The sequence below is a fragment of the Pseudomonas sp. S2_C11 genome, from assembly GCF_054668395.1.
Genome location: NZ_CP162765.1, coordinates 2,887,145 through 2,905,826, shown reverse-complemented (window position 1 = coordinate 2,905,826; position 18,682 = coordinate 2,887,145). Strand labels below are relative to the sequence as shown.

Annotated in this window: 16 protein-coding genes; 11 read left to right on the top strand and 5 right to left on the bottom strand. The window is 58.0% G+C overall.

Annotated elements, in window-relative coordinates:
* Window positions 1-20 precede the first annotated feature (20 nt).
* Window positions 21-5,483, top strand: a complete 5,463-nt coding sequence (locus tag AB4N48_RS13055; protein WP_056784805.1) for a trifunctional serine/threonine-protein kinase/ATP-binding protein/sensor histidine kinase — start codon at window positions 21-23, stop codon at window positions 5,481-5,483.
* A 57-nt stretch (window positions 5,484-5,540) separates the two neighbouring features.
* Here AB4N48_RS13055 and AB4N48_RS13050 read toward each other — a convergent pair whose 3' ends face one another.
* Entirely contained in the window at window positions 5,541-6,305 is a 765-nt protein-coding gene (locus AB4N48_RS13050; RefSeq protein ID WP_460093585.1) for an SDR family oxidoreductase, read from the bottom strand.
* 116 nt (window positions 6,306-6,421) lie between these two features.
* Here AB4N48_RS13050 and AB4N48_RS13045 point away from each other — a divergent pair, with 116 nt between their 5' ends.
* Complete coding sequence (locus tag AB4N48_RS13045; protein ID WP_460093584.1) at window positions 6,422-7,366, top strand: GlxA family transcriptional regulator; 945 nt, start codon at window positions 6,422-6,424, stop codon at window positions 7,364-7,366.
* A gap of 12 nt (window positions 7,367-7,378) precedes the next feature.
* On the opposite strand, the gene AB4N48_RS13040 is transcribed toward AB4N48_RS13045, so the two are convergent.
* Both AB4N48_RS13040 and AB4N48_RS13035 read right to left on the bottom strand, forming a co-directional pair.
* Window positions 7,379-8,146 (bottom strand): sulfite exporter TauE/SafE family protein, encoded by a 768-nt coding sequence (locus tag AB4N48_RS13040; RefSeq protein ID WP_056784810.1) that lies wholly within the window; start codon window positions 8,144-8,146, stop codon window positions 7,379-7,381.
* 143 nt (window positions 8,147-8,289) lie between these two features.
* Window positions 8,290-9,264 (bottom strand): hypothetical protein, encoded by a 975-nt coding sequence (locus AB4N48_RS13035; RefSeq protein ID WP_460093583.1) that lies wholly within the window; start codon window positions 9,262-9,264, stop codon window positions 8,290-8,292.
* Window positions 9,265-9,407: 143 nt separating this feature from the next.
* Here AB4N48_RS13035 and AB4N48_RS13030 point away from each other — a divergent pair, with 143 nt between their 5' ends.
* The 6 genes from AB4N48_RS13030 (at window position 9,408) to AB4N48_RS13005 (ending at window position 14,646) form a co-directional block, all read left to right on the top strand.
* Window positions 9,408-10,274 (top strand): LysR family transcriptional regulator, encoded by an 867-nt coding sequence (locus tag AB4N48_RS13030; protein ID WP_252887710.1) that lies wholly within the window; start codon window positions 9,408-9,410, stop codon window positions 10,272-10,274.
* Window positions 10,275-10,398: 124 nt separating this feature from the next.
* Complete coding sequence (locus tag AB4N48_RS13025; protein ID WP_252869238.1) at window positions 10,399-10,959, top strand: nucleotidyltransferase family protein; 561 nt, start codon at window positions 10,399-10,401, stop codon at window positions 10,957-10,959.
* Window positions 10,960-11,579: 620 nt separating this feature from the next.
* Entirely contained in the window at window positions 11,580-11,939 is a 360-nt protein-coding gene (locus AB4N48_RS13020) for a DUF6124 family protein (protein ID WP_252887711.1), read from the top strand.
* Between the two features lie 138 nt (window positions 11,940-12,077).
* The gene (locus AB4N48_RS13015; RefSeq protein ID WP_252887712.1) at window positions 12,078-13,619 is read left to right on the top strand and encodes a T6SS phospholipase effector Tle1-like catalytic domain-containing protein; all 1,542 of its coding nucleotides are present in this window, start codon (window positions 12,078-12,080) and stop codon (window positions 13,617-13,619) included.
* Entirely contained in the window at window positions 13,619-14,275 is a 657-nt protein-coding gene (locus AB4N48_RS13010) for a DUF2931 family protein (protein WP_460093582.1), read from the top strand. The genes AB4N48_RS13015 and AB4N48_RS13010 overlap by 1 nt, the downstream gene beginning before the upstream one ends.
* An 80-nt stretch (window positions 14,276-14,355) precedes the next feature.
* Window positions 14,356-14,646: a hypothetical protein gene (locus AB4N48_RS13005; RefSeq protein ID WP_460093581.1), complete on the top strand. Its 291-nt coding sequence runs from the start codon at window positions 14,356-14,358 to the stop codon at window positions 14,644-14,646.
* A gap of 64 nt (window positions 14,647-14,710) precedes the next feature.
* Here AB4N48_RS13005 and AB4N48_RS13000 read toward each other — a convergent pair whose 3' ends face one another.
* Both AB4N48_RS13000 and AB4N48_RS12995 read right to left on the bottom strand, forming a co-directional pair.
* Window positions 14,711-15,670, bottom strand: a complete 960-nt coding sequence (locus tag AB4N48_RS13000) for an EamA family transporter (RefSeq protein ID WP_460093580.1) — start codon at window positions 15,668-15,670, stop codon at window positions 14,711-14,713.
* A 168-nt stretch (window positions 15,671-15,838) separates the two neighbouring features.
* On the bottom strand, window positions 15,839-16,765 hold the full coding sequence (locus AB4N48_RS12995) for a LysR family transcriptional regulator (protein ID WP_460093579.1): 927 nt from the start codon (window positions 16,763-16,765) through the stop codon (window positions 15,839-15,841).
* 112 nt (window positions 16,766-16,877) lie between these two features.
* Between AB4N48_RS12995 and AB4N48_RS12990 the strand changes: the two genes are divergently transcribed.
* Genes AB4N48_RS12990 through AB4N48_RS12980 form a run of 3 tightly spaced genes read left to right on the top strand, consistent with a single transcriptional unit; the run spans window position 16,878 to window position 18,682 of the window.
* Window positions 16,878-17,630, top strand: a complete 753-nt coding sequence (locus AB4N48_RS12990; protein ID WP_460093578.1) for a 3-oxoacyl-ACP reductase family protein — start codon at window positions 16,878-16,880, stop codon at window positions 17,628-17,630.
* 7 nt (window positions 17,631-17,637) lie between these two features.
* Window positions 17,638-18,234, top strand: coding sequence for an NADPH-dependent F420 reductase (locus tag AB4N48_RS12985; protein ID WP_460095563.1), 597 nt, complete (start codon window positions 17,638-17,640; stop codon window positions 18,232-18,234).
* A gap of 49 nt (window positions 18,235-18,283) precedes the next feature.
* Complete coding sequence (locus AB4N48_RS12980; protein ID WP_252883597.1) at window positions 18,284-18,682, top strand: nuclear transport factor 2 family protein; 399 nt, start codon at window positions 18,284-18,286, stop codon at window positions 18,680-18,682.

Below are 18,682 nucleotides of genomic sequence, written 5' to 3'. Positions count from 1 at the left end.
CCTGAGCAGTGTTGACGCAGATGGCCAGCAGAAAACAGATTTTGTGGGACGACGGCGAGCGGGTGCTGTCCCGTGAGCGCGGTTCGAATGATGGCAGCCTACTGGCGGTGCGTCCGGCGATGGGCCAGCCATTGCCGAGCACCCTGGAGCGTCTGGCGCATGAATACAGCCTCAGGGACGACCTCAATCCTGCCTGGGCGTTGCAGCCGACAGCTTTCGAGCGTACGGGCACCCGAGTTCGTCTGCTGTTCGACGATCCGGGTGGCGAGCCGTTGTCGCGATTGCTGGTCGCTCCGCTGGATATCGAAACCTGTCTGGAATTGGCCACGAACATCGCCAAGGCACTGGGCCATATGCATCAGTGTGGTCTGGTGCACAAAGACCTGAAACCGCAGCATGTCTTTGTCCATTGCCATGACGGGCAGGCGCGGCTGACCGGCTTCGGCCTGGCCACGCGCTTGCCACGGGAACGGCAAGCGCCCACGCCACCGGAATCTATCGCCGGCACGCTGGCTTACATGGCGCCGGAGCAAACCGGGCGGATGAATCGTTCGATCGATTCGCGTAGTGATCTGTATGCCTTTGGCGTGACGCTGTACCAGATGCTCACCGGCTCGCTGCCGTTCAGTGCCAGTGAACCGATGGAGTGGGTGCATTGCCATATCGCGCGGCTGCCAATGCCCGTGTGTGAACGGGTGGCGACGGTGCCGCCGATGTTCTCGCGAGTGGTCATGAAACTGCTGGCGAAAACTGCCGAGGAGCGCTATCAGAGCGCAGTCGGTGTCGAGCATGACTTGCGCCGTTGCCTCGATGACTGGCGCCGTATGCGGCAGATCGAGACGTTCACGTTGGACGAGCAGGGCGCCTGCGAGCGCTTGCTGATTCCGGAAAAACTCTACGGCCGCGAACACGAAGTGCAAACGTTGATCGATGCCTTCGCCAATGTGGTGCAGACAGGCGCGCCGACACTGGTGCTGGTATCCGGCTATTCCGGCATCGGCAAATCGTCGGTGGTCAGTGAACTGCACAAGGTGCTGGTGCCGTCGCGTGGCTTGTTCGCCGCCGGCAAGTTCGACCAGTACCAGCGCGACGTGCCTTATTCGACTCTGGTTCAGGCCTTTCAGGGGCTGGTGCGGACGCTGTTGGGCAAGCGCACCGACGTACTGGCGGGCTGGCGCGAAGCACTGTTGCGGGCACTGGAAGCGAATGCGCGGTTGATCACCGATCTGATCCCCGAACTCAAGCTGATCATCGGCGAGCCGCCGCCCGTGCCTGAGTTGGAGCCGCAACAGGCGCAGCAGCGGTTCCTTCAGGTCTTGCAGCGTTTTATCGGCGTGTTCGCTCAGTCCGAGCATCCGTTGGCGCTGTTCCTTGACGACCTGCAATGGCTCGACGCGGCCACCCTTGATCTGCTCGAAGATTTGCTCAGTCGCGCAGAGACCCCTCATCTGCTGCTGGTCGGTGCTTATCGCGACAACGAGGTAGATGGCGATCACCCACTCAGCCGCACACTCAAGACCCTGCATCACGCCGGCGTACACATTGACGAAATTCGTCTGGCGCCACTGGCTGGCGCGCACATCGAACAACTGATCAGCGAGTCACTGCGCTGCCCGCCGGCGAGCATTGTCGCGCTGGCGCGGCTGGTGCTGGACAAGACCGCTGGCAATCCGTTCTTCGTCATCCAGTTTCTGCACGCCCTGGCCGAGGAGAAGCTGCTGACATACGAGCCTGCGTGCCAGCGCTGGCGGTGGGATGTGCACCTGATCAACGGCAAGGGCTACACCGACAATGTCGTCGATTTGATGGTCGGCAAACTGGCGCGGCTGCCCCAGGAAACCCGCCAGGCGCTGCAACAACTGGCCTGCCTGGGCAACGTCGCGCGTCTCGACACGCTGGCCACAGTCCTTGATGTGCCGGTGCCTCACGTTCACTCCGCATTGTGGCCGGCGGTGCGGCTTGAGTTGGTCGAGCGTCAGGACGGTGCCTACAGGTTTGTGCATGATCGCATCCATGAGGCGGCGTATTCGCTGATCGCTGAAACCGAACGGGCGCAAATGCACTTGCGCATCGGCCGGCTGCTGGCACTGCAAACCCAGGGTGAGCGGCGCGAGGAGGCGATCTTCGAGATTGTCGGCCAGCTCAATCGCGGTGCGCATCTGATCAGCCTGCGTGCCGAGCGCGAGCAACTGGCCGAGTTCAACCTGCTCGCCGGCCAGCGAGCGAAGGCCTCGACCGCTTATACCTCAGCACTGACCTATCTGGGCGCCGGCGCAGAACTGTTGGGCGAGCAGGGTTATGACAGTCGGCATGAACTGGGTTTCGCTCTGGAGCTGAACCGTGCCGAGTGCGAATTTCTCACCGGCCAACTGCAGCTTGCCGACTCGCGCCTGGCGACATTGGCCGAGCGCGCCGTGACCACCGTCGAGCGCGCGGCGGTGGCGTGCCTGCAGATGGATGTCTACTTGCTGCTTGATCGCAGTGACCGGGCGGTGACGGTGTGTCTGGCCTTTCTGCGTCAGGTCGGCATCGATTGGCCAGCGCGTCCGGACGATATTCAGGTGCGCGACGAATATCAGCAGGTCTGGACCAGCCTGCGCGGGCGCAGTATCGAGCAGATGATCGACTTGCCGCTGATGGAGGATCCTGCCGCGCGGGCCACCCTCGATGCGCTGGGCAAACTCTTCGCGCCGGCGGTGCAGTCGGATCTGAACCTCGCCAGCCTGACCATTTGCAAAGCGATCAGCCTGAGCCTGCAATATGGCAACTGCGACGCCTCCTGCCTGCTCTATGCCAACTTCGGGCGCGTGTCGGGGCCGCGTTTTGGCGACTATGCCGCTGGTTATCGATTTGGCCGTCTGGGCTGCGATCTGGTTGATCGGCGCGGGCTCACGCGTTATGAGGCGAGCACCTGGTTGTGCTTCTCGATCTTCGTGGTGCGCTGGATGCGGCCAGTGCGCGAGTGCCGCGAACTGTTGCGCCGTGCGCTCAACGCGGCCCATCGCAGCGGCGATCTGCCGTATGCCGCGTTCGCCGGAAACAGCCTGATTTCCGATCTGTTGTTTATCGGCGAGCCGCTGGCCGAGGTGCAGGCGCAAGCGGAATCAGGGCTGGTCTATGCACAAAAGGTCGGTTTCGGTCTGGTGGCGGATTTCATGCGCTGCCAGTTGACGCTGATCCGCATGCTGCGCGGGCAGACGCCGACGTTCGGCTGTTTCGACGATGACGGGTTCGATGAAACAGCTGTCGAGGCGCATCTGGCCGGTTCGGCGGATCTGGCGCTGGCGCGCGGCAAGTACTGGGTACGCAAGTTGCAGGCGCGCTATCTGGCCGGGGATTACGCGGCGGCCGCTGAGTGCGCGGCCCAGGCGCAGGGACTTTTGTGGGTGGTTTCGGCGTTTTTCGAGGAGGCCGAATACCATTTCTACGCGGCGTTGACCTTGGCGGCCCACGGCGAAACTGACGCCGGTGCTTTGCAGCGTCTGGGTCAACATCATGAACAGTTGCAGACGTGGGCGCGCTTGTGTGCAGAGACCTTCGCCAGTCAGGTGGCGCTGGTCGGCGCGGAAATGGCGCGCGTCACCGGACAGTTGCTCGAAGCCGAATTGCAGTACGAGCAAGCCATTCAATTGGCTCAGGACAATGGTTTGCTCCATATCGAAGCGCTGGCCAACGAACTGGCCGCACGGTTCTACGGCGCTCGCGGGCTGGTCAGGATATCCCGGGTTTACCTGCGCGACGCACGCTACGCCTATCTGCGTTGGGGGGCTGCTGGCAAGGTGCGGGAGCTGGAGCGACGTCATCGTTTTCTGCGTGCCGAAGAGGCGCAACCGAATCCGGTCACCACGCTCATTACGCCAGTTGAACATCTCGACCTGGCAACGGTGCTCAAGGTCTCTCAAGCAGTCTCCGGCGAGATCGTCCTGGACCGTTTGATCGAAACGGTGATGCGCACCGCGATCGAACAGGCCGGGGCCGAGCATGGCCTGCTCATTTTGTTGAACGCCGACATTCCCTATGTCGCTGCGCGAACCCGTATCGGCGACGGTGCCACGCAGCTGTGCAACGCGCCGCTGCACACGGTGGCGCTGGCAGAGTCAGTGCTCTACCAGACGCTGCGCACCGGCGAAAACCTGTGCCTGGACGACGCGGTTGCCGATCCGCTGTTCGCCGCTGATCCATACGTTCAGCAACGAGGCGCGCGCTCGATCCTGTGCCTGGCATTGATGAATCAGGCGCGGGTCGCCGGGGCGCTGTATCTGGAAAACAACCTGTCCGCCGGGGTGTTCAGCCCGACGCGTCTCGCCGTGTTGCGCCTGGTGGCGTCGCAGGCAGCGATCTCGCTGGACAACGCGCGCCTGTACCGCGACCTCGCCGAGCGAGAAGCGAAGATCCGTCGGCTGGTCGACGCCAACATCATCGGCATCATCGTCTGGGGCGTGGAAGGGGAAATCATCGAGGCCAATGACGCGTTCCTGCGCATGGTCGGTTACACCCGTGATGAGTTGCTTTCGGGCAGTGTCCATTGGCGTGACATGACCCCGCCGGCGATGCGCGCTAACAGCGATATTGCACTGGCAACGGCGATCCACACTGGCCGGGCCCAGCCATTCGAAAAGGAGTACATCCGCAAGGACGGCAGTCGGCTGCCGGTGATTGTCGGTCTGGCTGCCTTCGAAGCGAGTCAGCAACAGGGCCTGGCCTTTGTGCTGGATATCAGCGAACGCAAGCTGGCTGAAGAGCAAGTGCGCGAAGGCGAGCGTCGTTATCGTCAGGTGCAAACGGAACTGGCCCACGCCAATCGTGTGGCAACCATGGGTCAGTTGGCCGCATCGATTGCCCACGAAGTCAATCAGCCGATCGCCGCCACGGTGACCCATGCTAATGCCGCGTTGCGCTGGCTCGGTGCAAAGCCACCAAATATCAACGAGGTCGAGCAGGGCCTGCGGCATATCATTCTCGACGGCAACCGCGCCGCCGACGTACTCGGGCGCATCCGCGCGCTGATTCACAAAACGCCACCGCAGCGTCAGCCTGTCAGCCTCAATCTGCTGATTGAAGAAATGGTCGGTTTCAGCCGGGGCGAAGCGCTCAAGCACGGCGCCGAAGTCAGCGTTGAGCTGGCGGCAGATTTGCCTTTCGTAGTGGCGGACCGGGTCGAACTGCAACAGGTGTTGCTCAACCTGATCATCAACAGCCTCGAAGCCATGACGATCATGGCAGAGGGGCAGCGACGTCTGCTGATTCGCAGTGAGGCGCTGGGCGATAACGTGCACATCAGCGTCAGCGATTCGGGGCCGGGCTTTGCCTGCGAGCGGGCGGAGCAAGTGTTCACGGCGTTCTTCACAACCAAATCCACCGGGCTGGGCATGGGCCTGTCGATTTGCCGCACGATCATTGAAGGACATGGCGGCAAATTGTGGGCCGAGCGCAATGAGCCGAGGGGGGCGCGGGTGGTGTTTGGCTTGCCGCGTTGTGAATGAACATGATCAACAGCCAGGCTACCCGGGCATTGAGCCCGGATGTTTCTGTCGGTGAGTTCAGGCCACCGGAATAGGATTTTCCAGCAGCGACAGGTTGAACTGCTCGATCAACCCGTGCTCGTTCGCGCCCTGGTTGGCCCGCAGCGGCAACACTCGGTCGACCAGCACTTCGGTGGTGGCGGTTTCCAGCTTGATCAGGGTTTCCTCGATAAACTCGCCCAGCGGCATGGCGCGCTCGTCGCCGCTCTTGTGAATCAGGTCGGTATCGACCCAAGGTGGCGCGATTTCCAGGACCTTGACGCTGGTGTCGCGCAGCATGAAACGTTGCGACAGCGAGTAGGAATGGATCGCCGCTTTGGTCGCCGAATACAGCGCCGTGGTCGCCAGCGGCAGGTAGGCCAGCACCGAGCTGTTGTTGATGATGTAGGCCTCGGGCTGGCGCTTGAGGTGTTCGACGAACGCGGCGCTGACGCGCACCGGGCCGAGCAGGTTGGTCTGCAACAGACCGACGGCCTGCTCATCGTCGTAGTCGCCGGAACCCGCGTTGTCGAAGGGCATGATCCCGGCATTGTTGATGATTACGTTCAACGACGGATGGCGGCGGATGACTTCGGCGGCGACGTCCTTGATCTGCTGCGCATCGTTGATGTCCAGCCGCACGGTGTCGATGCCCGGATTCGCCTGGGCAATCTCTGCCAGCAGGGCCTGGCGACGGCCAGCGATGATGACTTTATTGCCGCGCTGATGCAGGGCCTCGGCCAGTGCGCGGCCGATGCCGGAAGTGCCGCCGGTGATGAAGATCGTGTTGGCTTCAAGTTTCATGAGCTGCGTCCCGCAAGTGGATTGATTGGTATGCAAGCCATGATGGAGAAAACCTGAACCGACCTGAATGACGTATGTGGTAGTGTTTCAGGACATTCAACAAACGGAGCGCGACCATGCATCGAGTCGGCTATCTGCTCACGGAAGGTTTTCAGGTCATGGCGCTGGCGACCCAGTCGGTGTTCGAGTTCGCCAACATCGTCACCGGCAAAGCCGTGTACAAGGTGCAGAACTTTTCCCAGGCCGGCGGCATCGTCAGCTCCTCGCTGGGCTTGCACGTCGATACGTTGCCGCTGACGCAAGCGGGGCTGGCCGACAGTTGGCTGGTGGCGGGAACGCTGACACCGATGACGCCGCCCGATGCTGACGTGCTGCACAGCGTGCGCGGGCTCGCCGACGGCGCACGCCGCGTGGCCGGCATCTGCACCGGCTCGTTCGTACTGGCGCAGGCCGGTGTACTGGATAATCGCCGCGTGACCACGCACTGGGCGTTCGCCCCGGCGCTGCGCAGGATGCATCCCTCGGTGAATGTCGAGGACGACCGGATCTTTATTATCGACGGCCCGGTGTGGACGTCGGCGGGCATGACCGCTGGTGTCGACATGGCGTTGGGCATGGTTGAAAAAGATCTGGGCAGCGACATTGCGCGCTCGGTGGCCCATCGGCTGGTGATGCATCAGCGCCGCTCGGGCGGGCAGTCGCAGCACTCGGAATTGCTGTCGCTGTCACCCAAATCCGATCGCATTCAGAGTGCGCTGGATTACGCGCGCAAGCACCTCAATCGCCCGCTGAGTGTCGAAGAACTGGCCGAGGTGGTGCACCTGAGTCCGCGGCAATTCACCCGGGTGTTTACCGCCGAAACCGGCCAGTCTCCAGCCAAGGCGATAGAGAGCCTAAGGCTGGAAGCAGCGCGTTTGCTGATCGAGCAAAGCAGTCACAGTCTGGATGTGGTCGCCAGAGAAACCGGGTTTCGTGACCGCCGGCACATGCGCGAGGTGTTCATGCGCGGGTTTGACGTGCCGCCGCAGGCGGTGCGGCGCGATTCGCGGCGGATGGTATGACGTGACCAGGGTCTACGAAAAAATGTTGACCCCCATTCTGCCGATCAGGAATACGAGCAGGATCAGGAAAAAAACTCTGATGAAACTGCTTCCATAACGTAATGCCAAAAAGACACCGGTCAGTGCACCGGCCATATTGCATAAAGCAACTATGCCGCCAATCGCCCACAAGACATTACCGGAGGGGATAAAAAATATGAGCGCAGCGCTGAACGTCCCCAGGTTGACCAGTTTTGCAGAGGCTGATGCATTGAGGAAATCAAAGCCAAAGACCTTGACGAAGATAAACAGCAGCAGGCTGCCACTGCCCGGGCCGAAGACACCATCGTAGAAACCGATCAGGCTGCCAAAGAAAACTCCAAGGCAAATGTCTTTCGTTCCGAAGTGGCGGTCTTTGCCTGCCAAACCAAGTTTTTTTTCCATAAACGTGTAGATAGCCATGACTATCAATATGAAAAAGACAACGATCTCCATCAATCTTTTAGGAACAAGGGATACCGAGAGAGCTCCGAGAAAAGAAAATAAAAAAGCGGCGAGCATGGTCGGAAGCATTAAATTCCAGCGAATTTTTATGCGCTTCAGGTAACCCGATATTGATGAAATATTGCCTGCCAGAACGGCCAGTTTGTTGGTGCCGAAAATGGTGGCAAGGCTGTACTGGGGTAGAGCATGTAGAAGTGCCGGCACCTGTACCAGGCCCCCGCCACCGACCGCAGCGTCTATCAGGCCACCACAAAACGCGAAGAAACCCAATGCAAGAACAGCGTGTTCAACATCCATGCGATAGATCCCTGCGGAACGTCATTTGGCCGGAAGGTTCATGAGTCGCTCGTGGTTTGGTTTAAATATCGTCAAAACATGCCGATCATTCTCCAAGCTCACATTATGAGAGTTCATCGGCATGCTTCGTTAATCCATAGAGATCAACAGGTCATAATCCGATGCATGGCGGAGAATGCATTGCCGACTCTTTCATTGTAATTGAGCATGATGCCCTTCAGTCGCGCAGGCTTGAATTCCAGACCTACCGTCTGACCGTAAGCTTGCGCGGCCGCCAAGGCATGCAATCCGTGTTTGTTCTCAACTTCTCCGGAGTGCCCCATTACGTAGCCTTTGGCGTTACGCAGGTTTTGCGTGTTTGTCCTCAAGAACGGATTGGCCGCGAGGAGCTTTGCTTCAATATATTGAGCGATGAAATTGTATTCACGACCGTTCCACAGTTCAGATGAGATTGAAACCATCATCGCATCCATAATTGAAGATTTGTGTTCCTGCGAGTTTAGTGCCGTTTTATGCTTGGCGACCCCGGTGTTGTATAGGAAGTCCGCGAAGTCATTGCATTCAGCAATTTTGAATTGTTCTTCAACCCAGGCTGACGCACCAAAAGCTGCAGTCATGTAGTTGTACATTCCGTCATGGCCCTGATGTCCAAGACCGAAATCATCTTTCGCCACTTCATGCATATGCGCCATGACATTGTGGTAACCCTCACGTCTGTCGGCAGATACCGATATCGCATCCGCCGACAGGCGCATGATGATTTTTGCCGAGACAAGGCTGGTGGTTTTATGGGTTTCATTCCACCCATTGAAAAAGCTCAATACCGACGAGTCTATTACTGGCTTTTCGAGGAACGCCCTGAATGCGCTTTCAGCCGCCAGTTGCGCGTCTTGCGTGATGGAATGATTGAGTACCTCAAGCATGGCGTCCTGTATCTCAGCAACGTTGCCGACGCAGGCCAGCAACGGTTGACGCCGTTGGTTTTCTTCTAAGGTACGTCCGTGAATTTTCAAGTTGCGTATGTGCTTGGGCAGGGCCTGGATAAATGTCTCGCCAAATTCTTGCATGGATTTATGTTCAAGCGGTTCCAAACGACTCTGTGGCGATGCTGAGCTCATGATGTGTCCTTCTCCCTAAAGACCTATGAAATGTTTGGTTTTAACGCACTTTCTTGCCTTGCAGCGGCGAAATTAGCCCGATTTGTTGGCCTGCGACAAGTGACTTATACTGACCAAATCATTCATTTTTAATGAGCGTTTACATGGAGTTTTCGCAACTGGTCATGTTCAAGGCAGTAGCCGATCTGGGCAGTATCGTCCGTGCCTCGGAGCGATTGCACTGCGTGCCGTCCAACATCACCAACCGCATCAAGCTTCTGGAACGTGAGCTTGGAGTTGACCTGTTTATAAGGAAAGGCAGAGGATTGATCATCAGCCCTTCAGGTCGGCTTTTTCTCGGCTATACCAACAAAATCCTGTCTTTGTGCGAAGAATCGCAACGAGCGCTTGATCCGTCGTCAGCTCCTTCGGGAGAACTCAGGATTGGTGCCATAGAATCATCCGCTACCGGCCGGTTACCCAAAGTGCTATCCAGGTTTCATCAACTTTATCCGGCTGTACAAATGCAATTCAGCACTGGCGATTGGTCACAATTATCCGCAGAAGTGGTCAACTACACGTTGGACGGGGCAATAATTGCCGTCAGGCCAGAACATCCGGACATCGAGAGTCTGGAGATCTATGAAGAGGATCTAGTGGTGATTGCCTCGCCGTCCGCGGGGGTGATAAACCAGCCAGAGGACCTGCGCGGTGTGGATTTATTCATGTGGCCTGAAGGATGTCCCTACAGAAAGGCTTTGGTAACCTGGCTGGAACGGTACAAAGTTTTCAATCCGATAACAAGCATAGCCAGTTATGGCACCATCCTTGGCTGCGTAAGTTCAGGCGCCGGGATATCGTTGGTGCCCAGAGGCATGTTTGAACAGTTCCGCCAGCTCGGCGGTATTCAAGGATTCTTCTTCAATGACTTAAAGCCTGTGCAGAATTATTTTATCTGGAACAGGCACGTTGAATCTAATCGCGCAAAAGACAAGTTTGCCGATTTGCTTAAGGAAGAGTTCAAGGTTTGAGAAGTGGTCGGCAGTTGGCCCTATCCTGCAAAGTTCGCCTGCACTCGTCATTCAGCACAAGGGACCGAGCGCTTACAGAGATCACTGATAGGCTCTCGCAACCATGGTCATTGGATTGAAATAAATGAATCTGGAAGCGCAACTGCGGGATCTGATTGCTGAAGATCCCGTCCGCATGCACATCTTGCGCATAGTCAGGGTTCTCAACTTGCCGGACTGCTGGGTTGCCGCAGGTTTTGTGCGCAGCCTGGTTTGGGATCATCTGCATCAGCGCCAACCTTCGCCGTTGCCCGAGGACATTGATGTCATATGGTTTGACAGAACACGTCCCGGTGATCAAACGGATTTGGCCTTGGAGGTCGAGCTTGCAGCACTGTGCAGTGACTTGAAGTGGTCGGTGAAAAACCAGGCACGCATGCACCAGCGGAACGCCGATGCGCCTTATGGGGCGGCTGCGGATGCAATGACGTTCTGGCCGGAAACTGCTACGGCAGTAGGTGTCAGGCTTGATCGGCATGGTGCGATAGAGGTTTCGGCGCCATTGGGGCTGGAGGATTTGTTTGCGCTGAAAGTGCGGCCAACCGCCCGATTTGAAAGTGATAAATACGTGGTGTTTCTGGAGCGCCTGCAGTCGAAGAGATGGCTCGAGATCTGGCCGAAATTGACGCTCGTAACGCAGGGTTGATGCCGCCCCGATTGATCGTTTAAACCGATAAGGAAATCTTTATGCATCCCGACCTTTCGTAGAGCGCTCGGGTTTTTGATTGAGGCTTTGAAGTACCAGGGACAACTAGCGGCACACGACCGAGGAGCAAAATGGAGATTGACCCGCTGCTTAAGAAGCGACAGTTGAATGTGCAGGAGCAGAATGCTGTGACTGCCCATCGCCTGATCCCCTTGTAGGAGTGAGCCTGCTCGCGATGACGCCAGCCCATTCACCGCCACATAAACAGAAAACCCTTAGCCCGTTTAAACAGTAAATCAAGCATTAAGCAAACGGCTACAACGCCTTGCGCCATTCCCTACGACTACGCCAGAATCCGCCGGCTTGTGCGTCTGCCGTTCCCTCCGTAACTTGATTCCTGTCACTGCTCATCAGTGATCGGGTCTGCAAGCCCGTCGGAAATCAGTCGCATACCCCTGCCAAAGGACATTCGTTCGTGTCCGCTCAATGGCGGCTTTGTGCGGGAGACCTTCGGGTCTGCCGGGTTCCTGATTTCCCGGTCTTGCAGACCCGCGCACAGCTGCCACCCATCATCTGCAAGTGATGTTGGCAGCTCCAGACGAATAATCAGGAGTTTCACCATGTTCAAGGTCACACCCAATCCCCCAACCACCGACCCCGCATCACCCTACGAATCCGGTGCATCGAAAAAACTACACGAAGCCGCCGAACGCGCCCTCGATCACTACCTCGGCCCGGCAGACATCCTGGCCAGCACCAACACCCCGGAACAGATGTTCCTCGCCAACCCGAAATACGACACCGAATCCCTGCTGGCCAACGCCAGCGAATCCCTCGGCTCGGCCACCACCATGCTCTACGACTTCGCCGCGCTGCTCGACAACCCGCGCCGCAAAACCCTTCTAGGCATCGCCCAGGTCGTCATGCTCGGCGAAATCGCGGTAAATCAGGCGTTGGATAAAGTCGAAATAGCCAAATAACCCGCAACGCGACGAGCGCAAAACCTCGTCGCATCCCCCGGGCGCACGATGGCTGGCACACGGCCACGGCTTGCACCACCCGGTCTCGACTGTCACCCTTCGGGCCGTTCTTCAAGGATCAGAACAGGGAATCAAGGATTGAGTGGTTACGTTCCAAACCCGCCGAAAAACTACCGCTACGAACAAGCCAAACCCGTCGACCTGCACGCCCAGCACTGGGCCGAATATGAGAAGCACGGGAAAGAGCCCGCGCGCGAGCCTGAGAAGATAGGCATTGCGTTGAGGATCGGGGTTTTCTTTGATGGCACTGGCAACAATGCGAACAACTCTGCTGCGGGGTTGTTGTGTGGTGCTCAGCATCCGATTGCGCCTGAGGATATACCAGCTAGCTGCATGCCTTATATGAGTGACCCGGATAGTAGTTATGGCGCCGGGCCTACGAATATCAAGAAATTGTTTTCTCTGTATAAAAAGACCCAGAAAGCCGAAGGCGATGGCTTTCTTAAGTTCGTCTCAAGCCCAATATATGTCGAAGGTATAGGCACTGAAAGCGATCAGATGGATAGCGCTGTAGGTGCTGGAACGGGGCGAGGTGAGACTGGTGTTACGAGTCGCGTACAAGCGTCCTTCATGCAGATAAAACAAGCTATCGAAGAGGCACTGCAAGAGAACCCCGACAGTGAAATTGCGTCCCTGACGTTCGATACATTTGGCTTCAGTCGTGGGGCTGCTGCTGCACGGCACTTCGCAAATGAAGTGGTGCGGGGTAAGCAAGGAGCTTTAGGAGATCTCCTAAACCGGAACGCCGCAGATTTCAGTCGCACCTTTGATAATAAATACGGAAACGGCATCAAAATGGGTTTCATCGGGCTCTTTGACACGGTGCCCTCAATTGCTGGCTTCACCAATCTTGGCCGGGTGAAAAGTCCTATAGCTCCCGGTGTGAGGCTTTACTTGGACCGTCGATACTTCACGGATGTCGTACATCTCGTAGCGCGCGATGAGTGTCGCGCTAATTTTGCGCTCAGCCGGGTGAAGCCCGCGCACCCTGAGTACACTCTTCCCGGGGTTCATTCGGATATTGGCGGCAGCTATCTTGATGAAGTAGAGGAACGCGTGCTTGTCAGTCCGATGCAAACTCTCGATGTACCTCGGTACGTAGACGTTTCAACGACGTCGATTTATCACGACGCCGCGCGCGTAAAAAGCGAGTGGCTTGCTAAAGGATGGCCTGCGCATCTGCTGGATATTGTTACCCCGGCTGCCTTCGAAATTCCGCAGGAGCATCAAGACAGGCTTTCACCGGGGCAGAAGCGCGTATATGCCGCTCTACAATTGAAACGTCCGGTGAGTGGAAAACTTTCGAGAGTTTATTTAAGAGTCATGTATCAGCTGGCAAAAGAAAAGGGTGTTCAATTCATTGATATACCGGAAGATGACGAATACTCCGTGCCGGCAGAGCTGCAACCTCTTTGTGACCGATTTCTCACCGGAAACTATAGAACAACTGCAGAAGAAGAGGCTTTGCTCAAGCTGAAGTACATTCATACCTCTGCAAACTGGAATCATCCCCTTGGAAGAAGAGACGGGAGCGGTATTGATGCTGTTTACATCAACGCCCCGACGGAAGACGCGATCCGTGTACAACATCCTCACGTAGCTGATTGGAAGCTCTGGTAATGAAGTCTGTAATCGCTCTGCTTGTCGCCTTATTGTTAATGGGCTGCCAGAAAGGAGGTTTCGAAAGTGGAGAAAATGACCCCAAGTCTCCTTGGTGGCAAATAGGATTCGTTGAGCCGAATTACATGAAGATCTGGGTTGAGGACAGCTCGGTGCTGGATATCAATAACAGAATGTTTTTCAGAGTCGGTGGAAAATCCGCTCCCGGAGGCGAACCAGAAGATGGGACGGAGTCTGCCCGAAGTTGGGGAACAGTCGGTGGTTCTGGAGTTTTGGTTACCGGTGCTGACCTTCCTCGAATGATTTTTGTCCGTTGGCAGTCGATATCGGAGCAGAAAACCTATAAAGGCTTCATAGAGATTCCAGAAGAAGCGAGGCAACTGATGGTGCAGTCCACACATCAGCGGTGCCCGAAGACTCCCGAAAGAACCGCACGTTACTCCGCAACGCTGCTTGTGGGGCTCGCCCCGGGGGGAGTGCTTCAAGCGTGGGTCAGGGACTCCTGCCACCGCCCGATAAAAGTCTCCCATGCTCAAGGCGAACTCGAACCTCTCGGCCCGGAGCAGGGCAAGCATGGCGGGCGCTATGCTTATCCCGTGAGCGAAAAGGCCAAGCGATACATTGATAAGTTCGGCATCCCGTACGGTAGCTGGTAAATGACGTGGATGGAGCAGCATCTACTTTTCAGGCGCCAGACCGTTTCAATTTCGCTGGGTCGAATTAGCGGGGCGGCGTCTTGAGAATAGAAAAGGTCGACCGTTTCGATGATGTCGACTACGGCGCAGGCTATGAGTATCGAGGTTTCAATTACCTGATTCTGGATGGTGTCGATGAGTTTCTCGTCAGAATTTACGATGACCAACCCGGTGGCGCGACGGTTGTGCGCCCTGCCATGACCACAAGCACCAGACTCAGGAGGCTGGCGGAATTCTTACGAACGGAGCTGGAGGTAACTGCGATTTATCTCTACAAGGGTGAAATAGGAAGCTATGTCCAGGTAGACCTCGAGAGCCTGCAATTCTGCTGATCCGGTATCGAGCCGGGGGCGATAAGCAGGACTCGCCAACCAAGAGTCCCGCCACCACACCCCCTCAAACCTCAGCCTTCGCCCCAACCTTCACCGCCGCTTTGCGATACGTCAGCAAAACAATCCCGCTCACCACAATCACGCCACCGATGATCTGTCCTCTGCTGAGCATCTGATCCAGCACAATCCAGCCCATCAACAACGTCGCCAATGGCTCAATGTTCATCACCGGTGCGTTGCGTGGCATGTCCAGCCTGGGTACGGAAATGAACAACACAATGAAGCCGGTCCCATAGAGCACGACGAGCGTGGCAAGGGCCAGCCAGCCGGTTGAGGTGGCGGGGAGGTTGAGTCCGCCGGGGAGGGCGCCGGTCAGGCCGGCCAGGTTGACGCTGCTGAAGACGATGAAGATGGTCAGCAGGCTGCGCACCGAGCCGCGCACTTGCGACAGTTTGTGATCGGTGATCCACAGCGCGCAGGCGAATACGCTGGCGGCGCAGAAGGCGAGTGCAACTCCCAGTAGCCATTCCGGACCGACGCTGGCGCTGTCTGACAGACGTCCGGGGACGTCCAGTACGAACACCAATCCCACGAGAATCAAGCCCATCAACATCGCGGTGCGCGCGCTTGGTCGTGGGCCGCCCATCGCCCAGGTCAGCAAGGCGAGCAGGATCGGAAACACGTTGGCCACCAGCAGCGCCAAAGCAACCGGCACCCGTGCTACGGCGGAATACAGACATAGGCTCTGCGCGGTGATCAACAGCCCCAACAGTAACTGCCAACGCCACGCGCCCGCCGGCACACGCAGACTTTGCCGCTGCCACAGAACGAGAATGGCAAGCACCAGCAAGGTCCCGCCCGAGCGCATCAGAATCGCCAGCAACACGCCCGCGCCATCATCAAAAGCGACCCGTGCCGCGACGTGGTTGCCGGCGAAGGCACAACCCATGCACAACAGAATGATCACGGCGAGATAACGGGGGAAGGGCGGCGGTACGGTTGGCGCAAACTCAGGACGGGACATGGCAGATCTCAAAAATGATAGCCACTCGGGGTGGCTCAGGTTTTTATTATGTTGTCGTACAACTGCCCGATTTGTACCGTAATCGAGCAGGCGCGGCAAGCTCGAAAGGCTTGAAAATCCGCTTAGGCGTGATGCTGTTTGAGTTTCAGAGATCGTATAACTTGCTTGCTAGGCACGAGCATCAAGTCGAGTTGCCCACCCATCCTCACGAGCCTGACCGACCAGAAAATCCACAAAAGCCCGGGTTTTTGCTGGCAATAGTTTCTGGCTGGAAAAGTACAAATAGATTTGCCCTGCATCGACATACCAATCGGGCAAAACCCTTTCCAGCGTACCGTCCTGCAGATAAGGCAAAACATCCGGAACTGCCAACAGCGCAACCCCCAACCCCAGTCGCGCGCACTGACACAGCGCCTGCGGATCGTTGACCAACAGGCGCGGCGCCAACTCCAGTGGTGCTCGTTGCCCGTCGGGGCCTTGCAACATCCAGCTGCGCACCTTGCCGGTCTGCACCGAGCGCATGGCCAGGTGATTCAGCGTCGACAGCTCTTCAATGCGCTGGACGCGCGGGCGCCGCAACAGATACTCCCGCGAGGCCACCAGAATCAGATGCGCCGGGGCGATGGCTCTGGCGACCACACCTTGCGCGAGTTCGATGCCGCCGCCGATAGCCGCATCAAAGCCGTCCGCGATGAGATCGACCTGGCGATTGTCGACATGCCATTCGGGGATCACGGCGGGATATCGATTGAGAAATTCCGGCATCAGCGGCAGCAGGAAATCCCTGGCAAAACCCGGTGCCGCACTTAGACGCAGGGTGCCGGAAGGCTCTCCGGCATTGCCGGCCACATCGGCGATCGCCGCCTGAACACTTTCCAATCCCGAACCGACGTTGGCCAGAAAACGTTCTCCCGCTTCGGTCAGCGTGAGTTTGCGCGTGCTGCGCTGAAACAAGCGTACGCCGAGGTTGGCCTCCAGTTGCGCGACATTGCGACTGACCGCCGCCGGAGTCAGGCCCAGCCGCCGCGCGGCGGCAGAGAAGCTTCCCGCCTCGGCGCTGCGCACGAATGAGAGCAAATTGCCTAACGTTTCCATCCGTGCACCTTCAACTAATGATTGAAAGTGATTCTAGGTGTCTTCCACTACTGGTGGAAGATCAGAAAGCGTCTCATAGCCTCATCAACTTCAACCACCCAGAGGCTCGACCATGAACACACCCACGCTTCCACTGACCGGCAAAATCGCTATCGTTACCGGTGGTTCACGCAGCATCGGCGCAGCCATCGCCAAACGGCTCGCGGCAGATGGCGCAACCGTCGCTATCACCTACAACGCATCGCCAGATCGCGCCGCAGCGGTCGTGCAGGAAATCGTTGCGGCGGGCGGCCAGGCTGTGGCGCTGGCGGCCGATGCGGGCAATCCCGAGGCTGTACGTGCAGCGATTGCCGAGGTTGCACAGCGGTTCGGTAAGATCGACATTCTGGTGAACAACGCTGGTATCAGCCTGCTCGGTGCCCCCGAGGACATCGTCTTTGGGGACTTTCAACGCATCCTTGCGGTGAACGTGACCGGCGTCTTCGTAGCCACTCAGCAAGCGCTCAAACACATGGGGCAGGGCGGCCGCATCATTCACATCGGCAGCTCGATGGTGCAATACGCTGCGTTCGCTACCGCCTCCGTCTACACCCTGAGCAAAGGTGCGCTGACCGGTTTCAGTCGTGGACTGGTGCGCGACCTGGGGCCGCGCGGCATCACTGTGAACACCGTTCATCCCGGCCCGACCGACAGCGACATGAACCCGGCCGACGGGCCTATTGCGGACTTCCTACGCCCGAACATCGCCATGGGGCGGTACGGCGAGGGCAAGGATGTCGCCAGCGCGGTGGCGTACCTGGCCAGTGCAGAGGCAGGGTTTGTCACCGGCGCAGAATTAATCGTCGACGGCGGCTTCACAGCGTAAGGAGAGCATCATGACTATCAGCATCATTGGTACAGGCTCCATCGGCACCGCCATCGCTCGGTTGCTCGTCAACGCAGGCCTGCCGGTCAGCCTGGCCAACAGCCGCGGGCCGCAGAGCCTTGCCGATCTGGTCAGCAAATTGGGTCCACTCGCACAAGCGGTGACGGCTCAGCAAGCCAGTCAGGCGGACATCGTTTTTCTGGCGGTGAACTGGTCGAAAATCCCCGACGCGGTGCGCGATCTCGGGCCTTGGGATGGGCGCATCGTGATCGATGCCAGCAACCCGATCGAGGCGCCACTGTTCAAACCGTTCGATCTGGGCGGCCAGCCGTCTTCGCAAGTGGTGGCGCAGATGCTGCCCGGTGCGCACGTGGTCAAGGCCTTCAACCATTTGCTCGCGGCTCTGCTGAGCGATCCCTCCGCCGAGGGCGGCAAGCGTGTGCTGTTTTATTCCGGTGAAGATGCCGCGAGCAAAACCAAGGTTGCAGAGCTGATTGATCAATTGGGTTTTTACGGCATCGATCTCGGCGGTGTGCAGCAGGGAATGCTTGCGCAGTTTCCGGGCGGACCGCTGCCAGCCTTGAACCTGGTCAAACATGGTTAATCGCTGAGCCCGGGCAACCGGGCTTCACACACAAATCGAGGAATCAAAAATGGCTGGCTCAGATTCGCGAAATACTGATGAAGTTGAAAACTACGACGCCTTGCTACGGGCCAATCTGCAGCGGGTGTTCAACCAACGCGATGCACAAAGGCGCTTGGCGGCGGTGCAGGAGCTTTTTGCAGACGCACCGACGATGTATGAACCGGCTGGCATCGTCACCGGGCAAGCGGCGATTTCGGCAGTGGCCGGTGCGTTGCTGGATCAGTTCGGGCCGGACTTCGCTTTTGTTGCGGAGGGCACTGCAGTTGGGCATCACGGCTTGGGTTATCTGCGCTGGCACGCAGGCCCGGGCGATGGGCCGGTCATCGTCAGCGGCGTCGATGTGGCAGAAATCAGCGAAGGGAAAATCGTGCGACTGTGGGTGTTGCTGGATGCGCCCCAAGGCTGA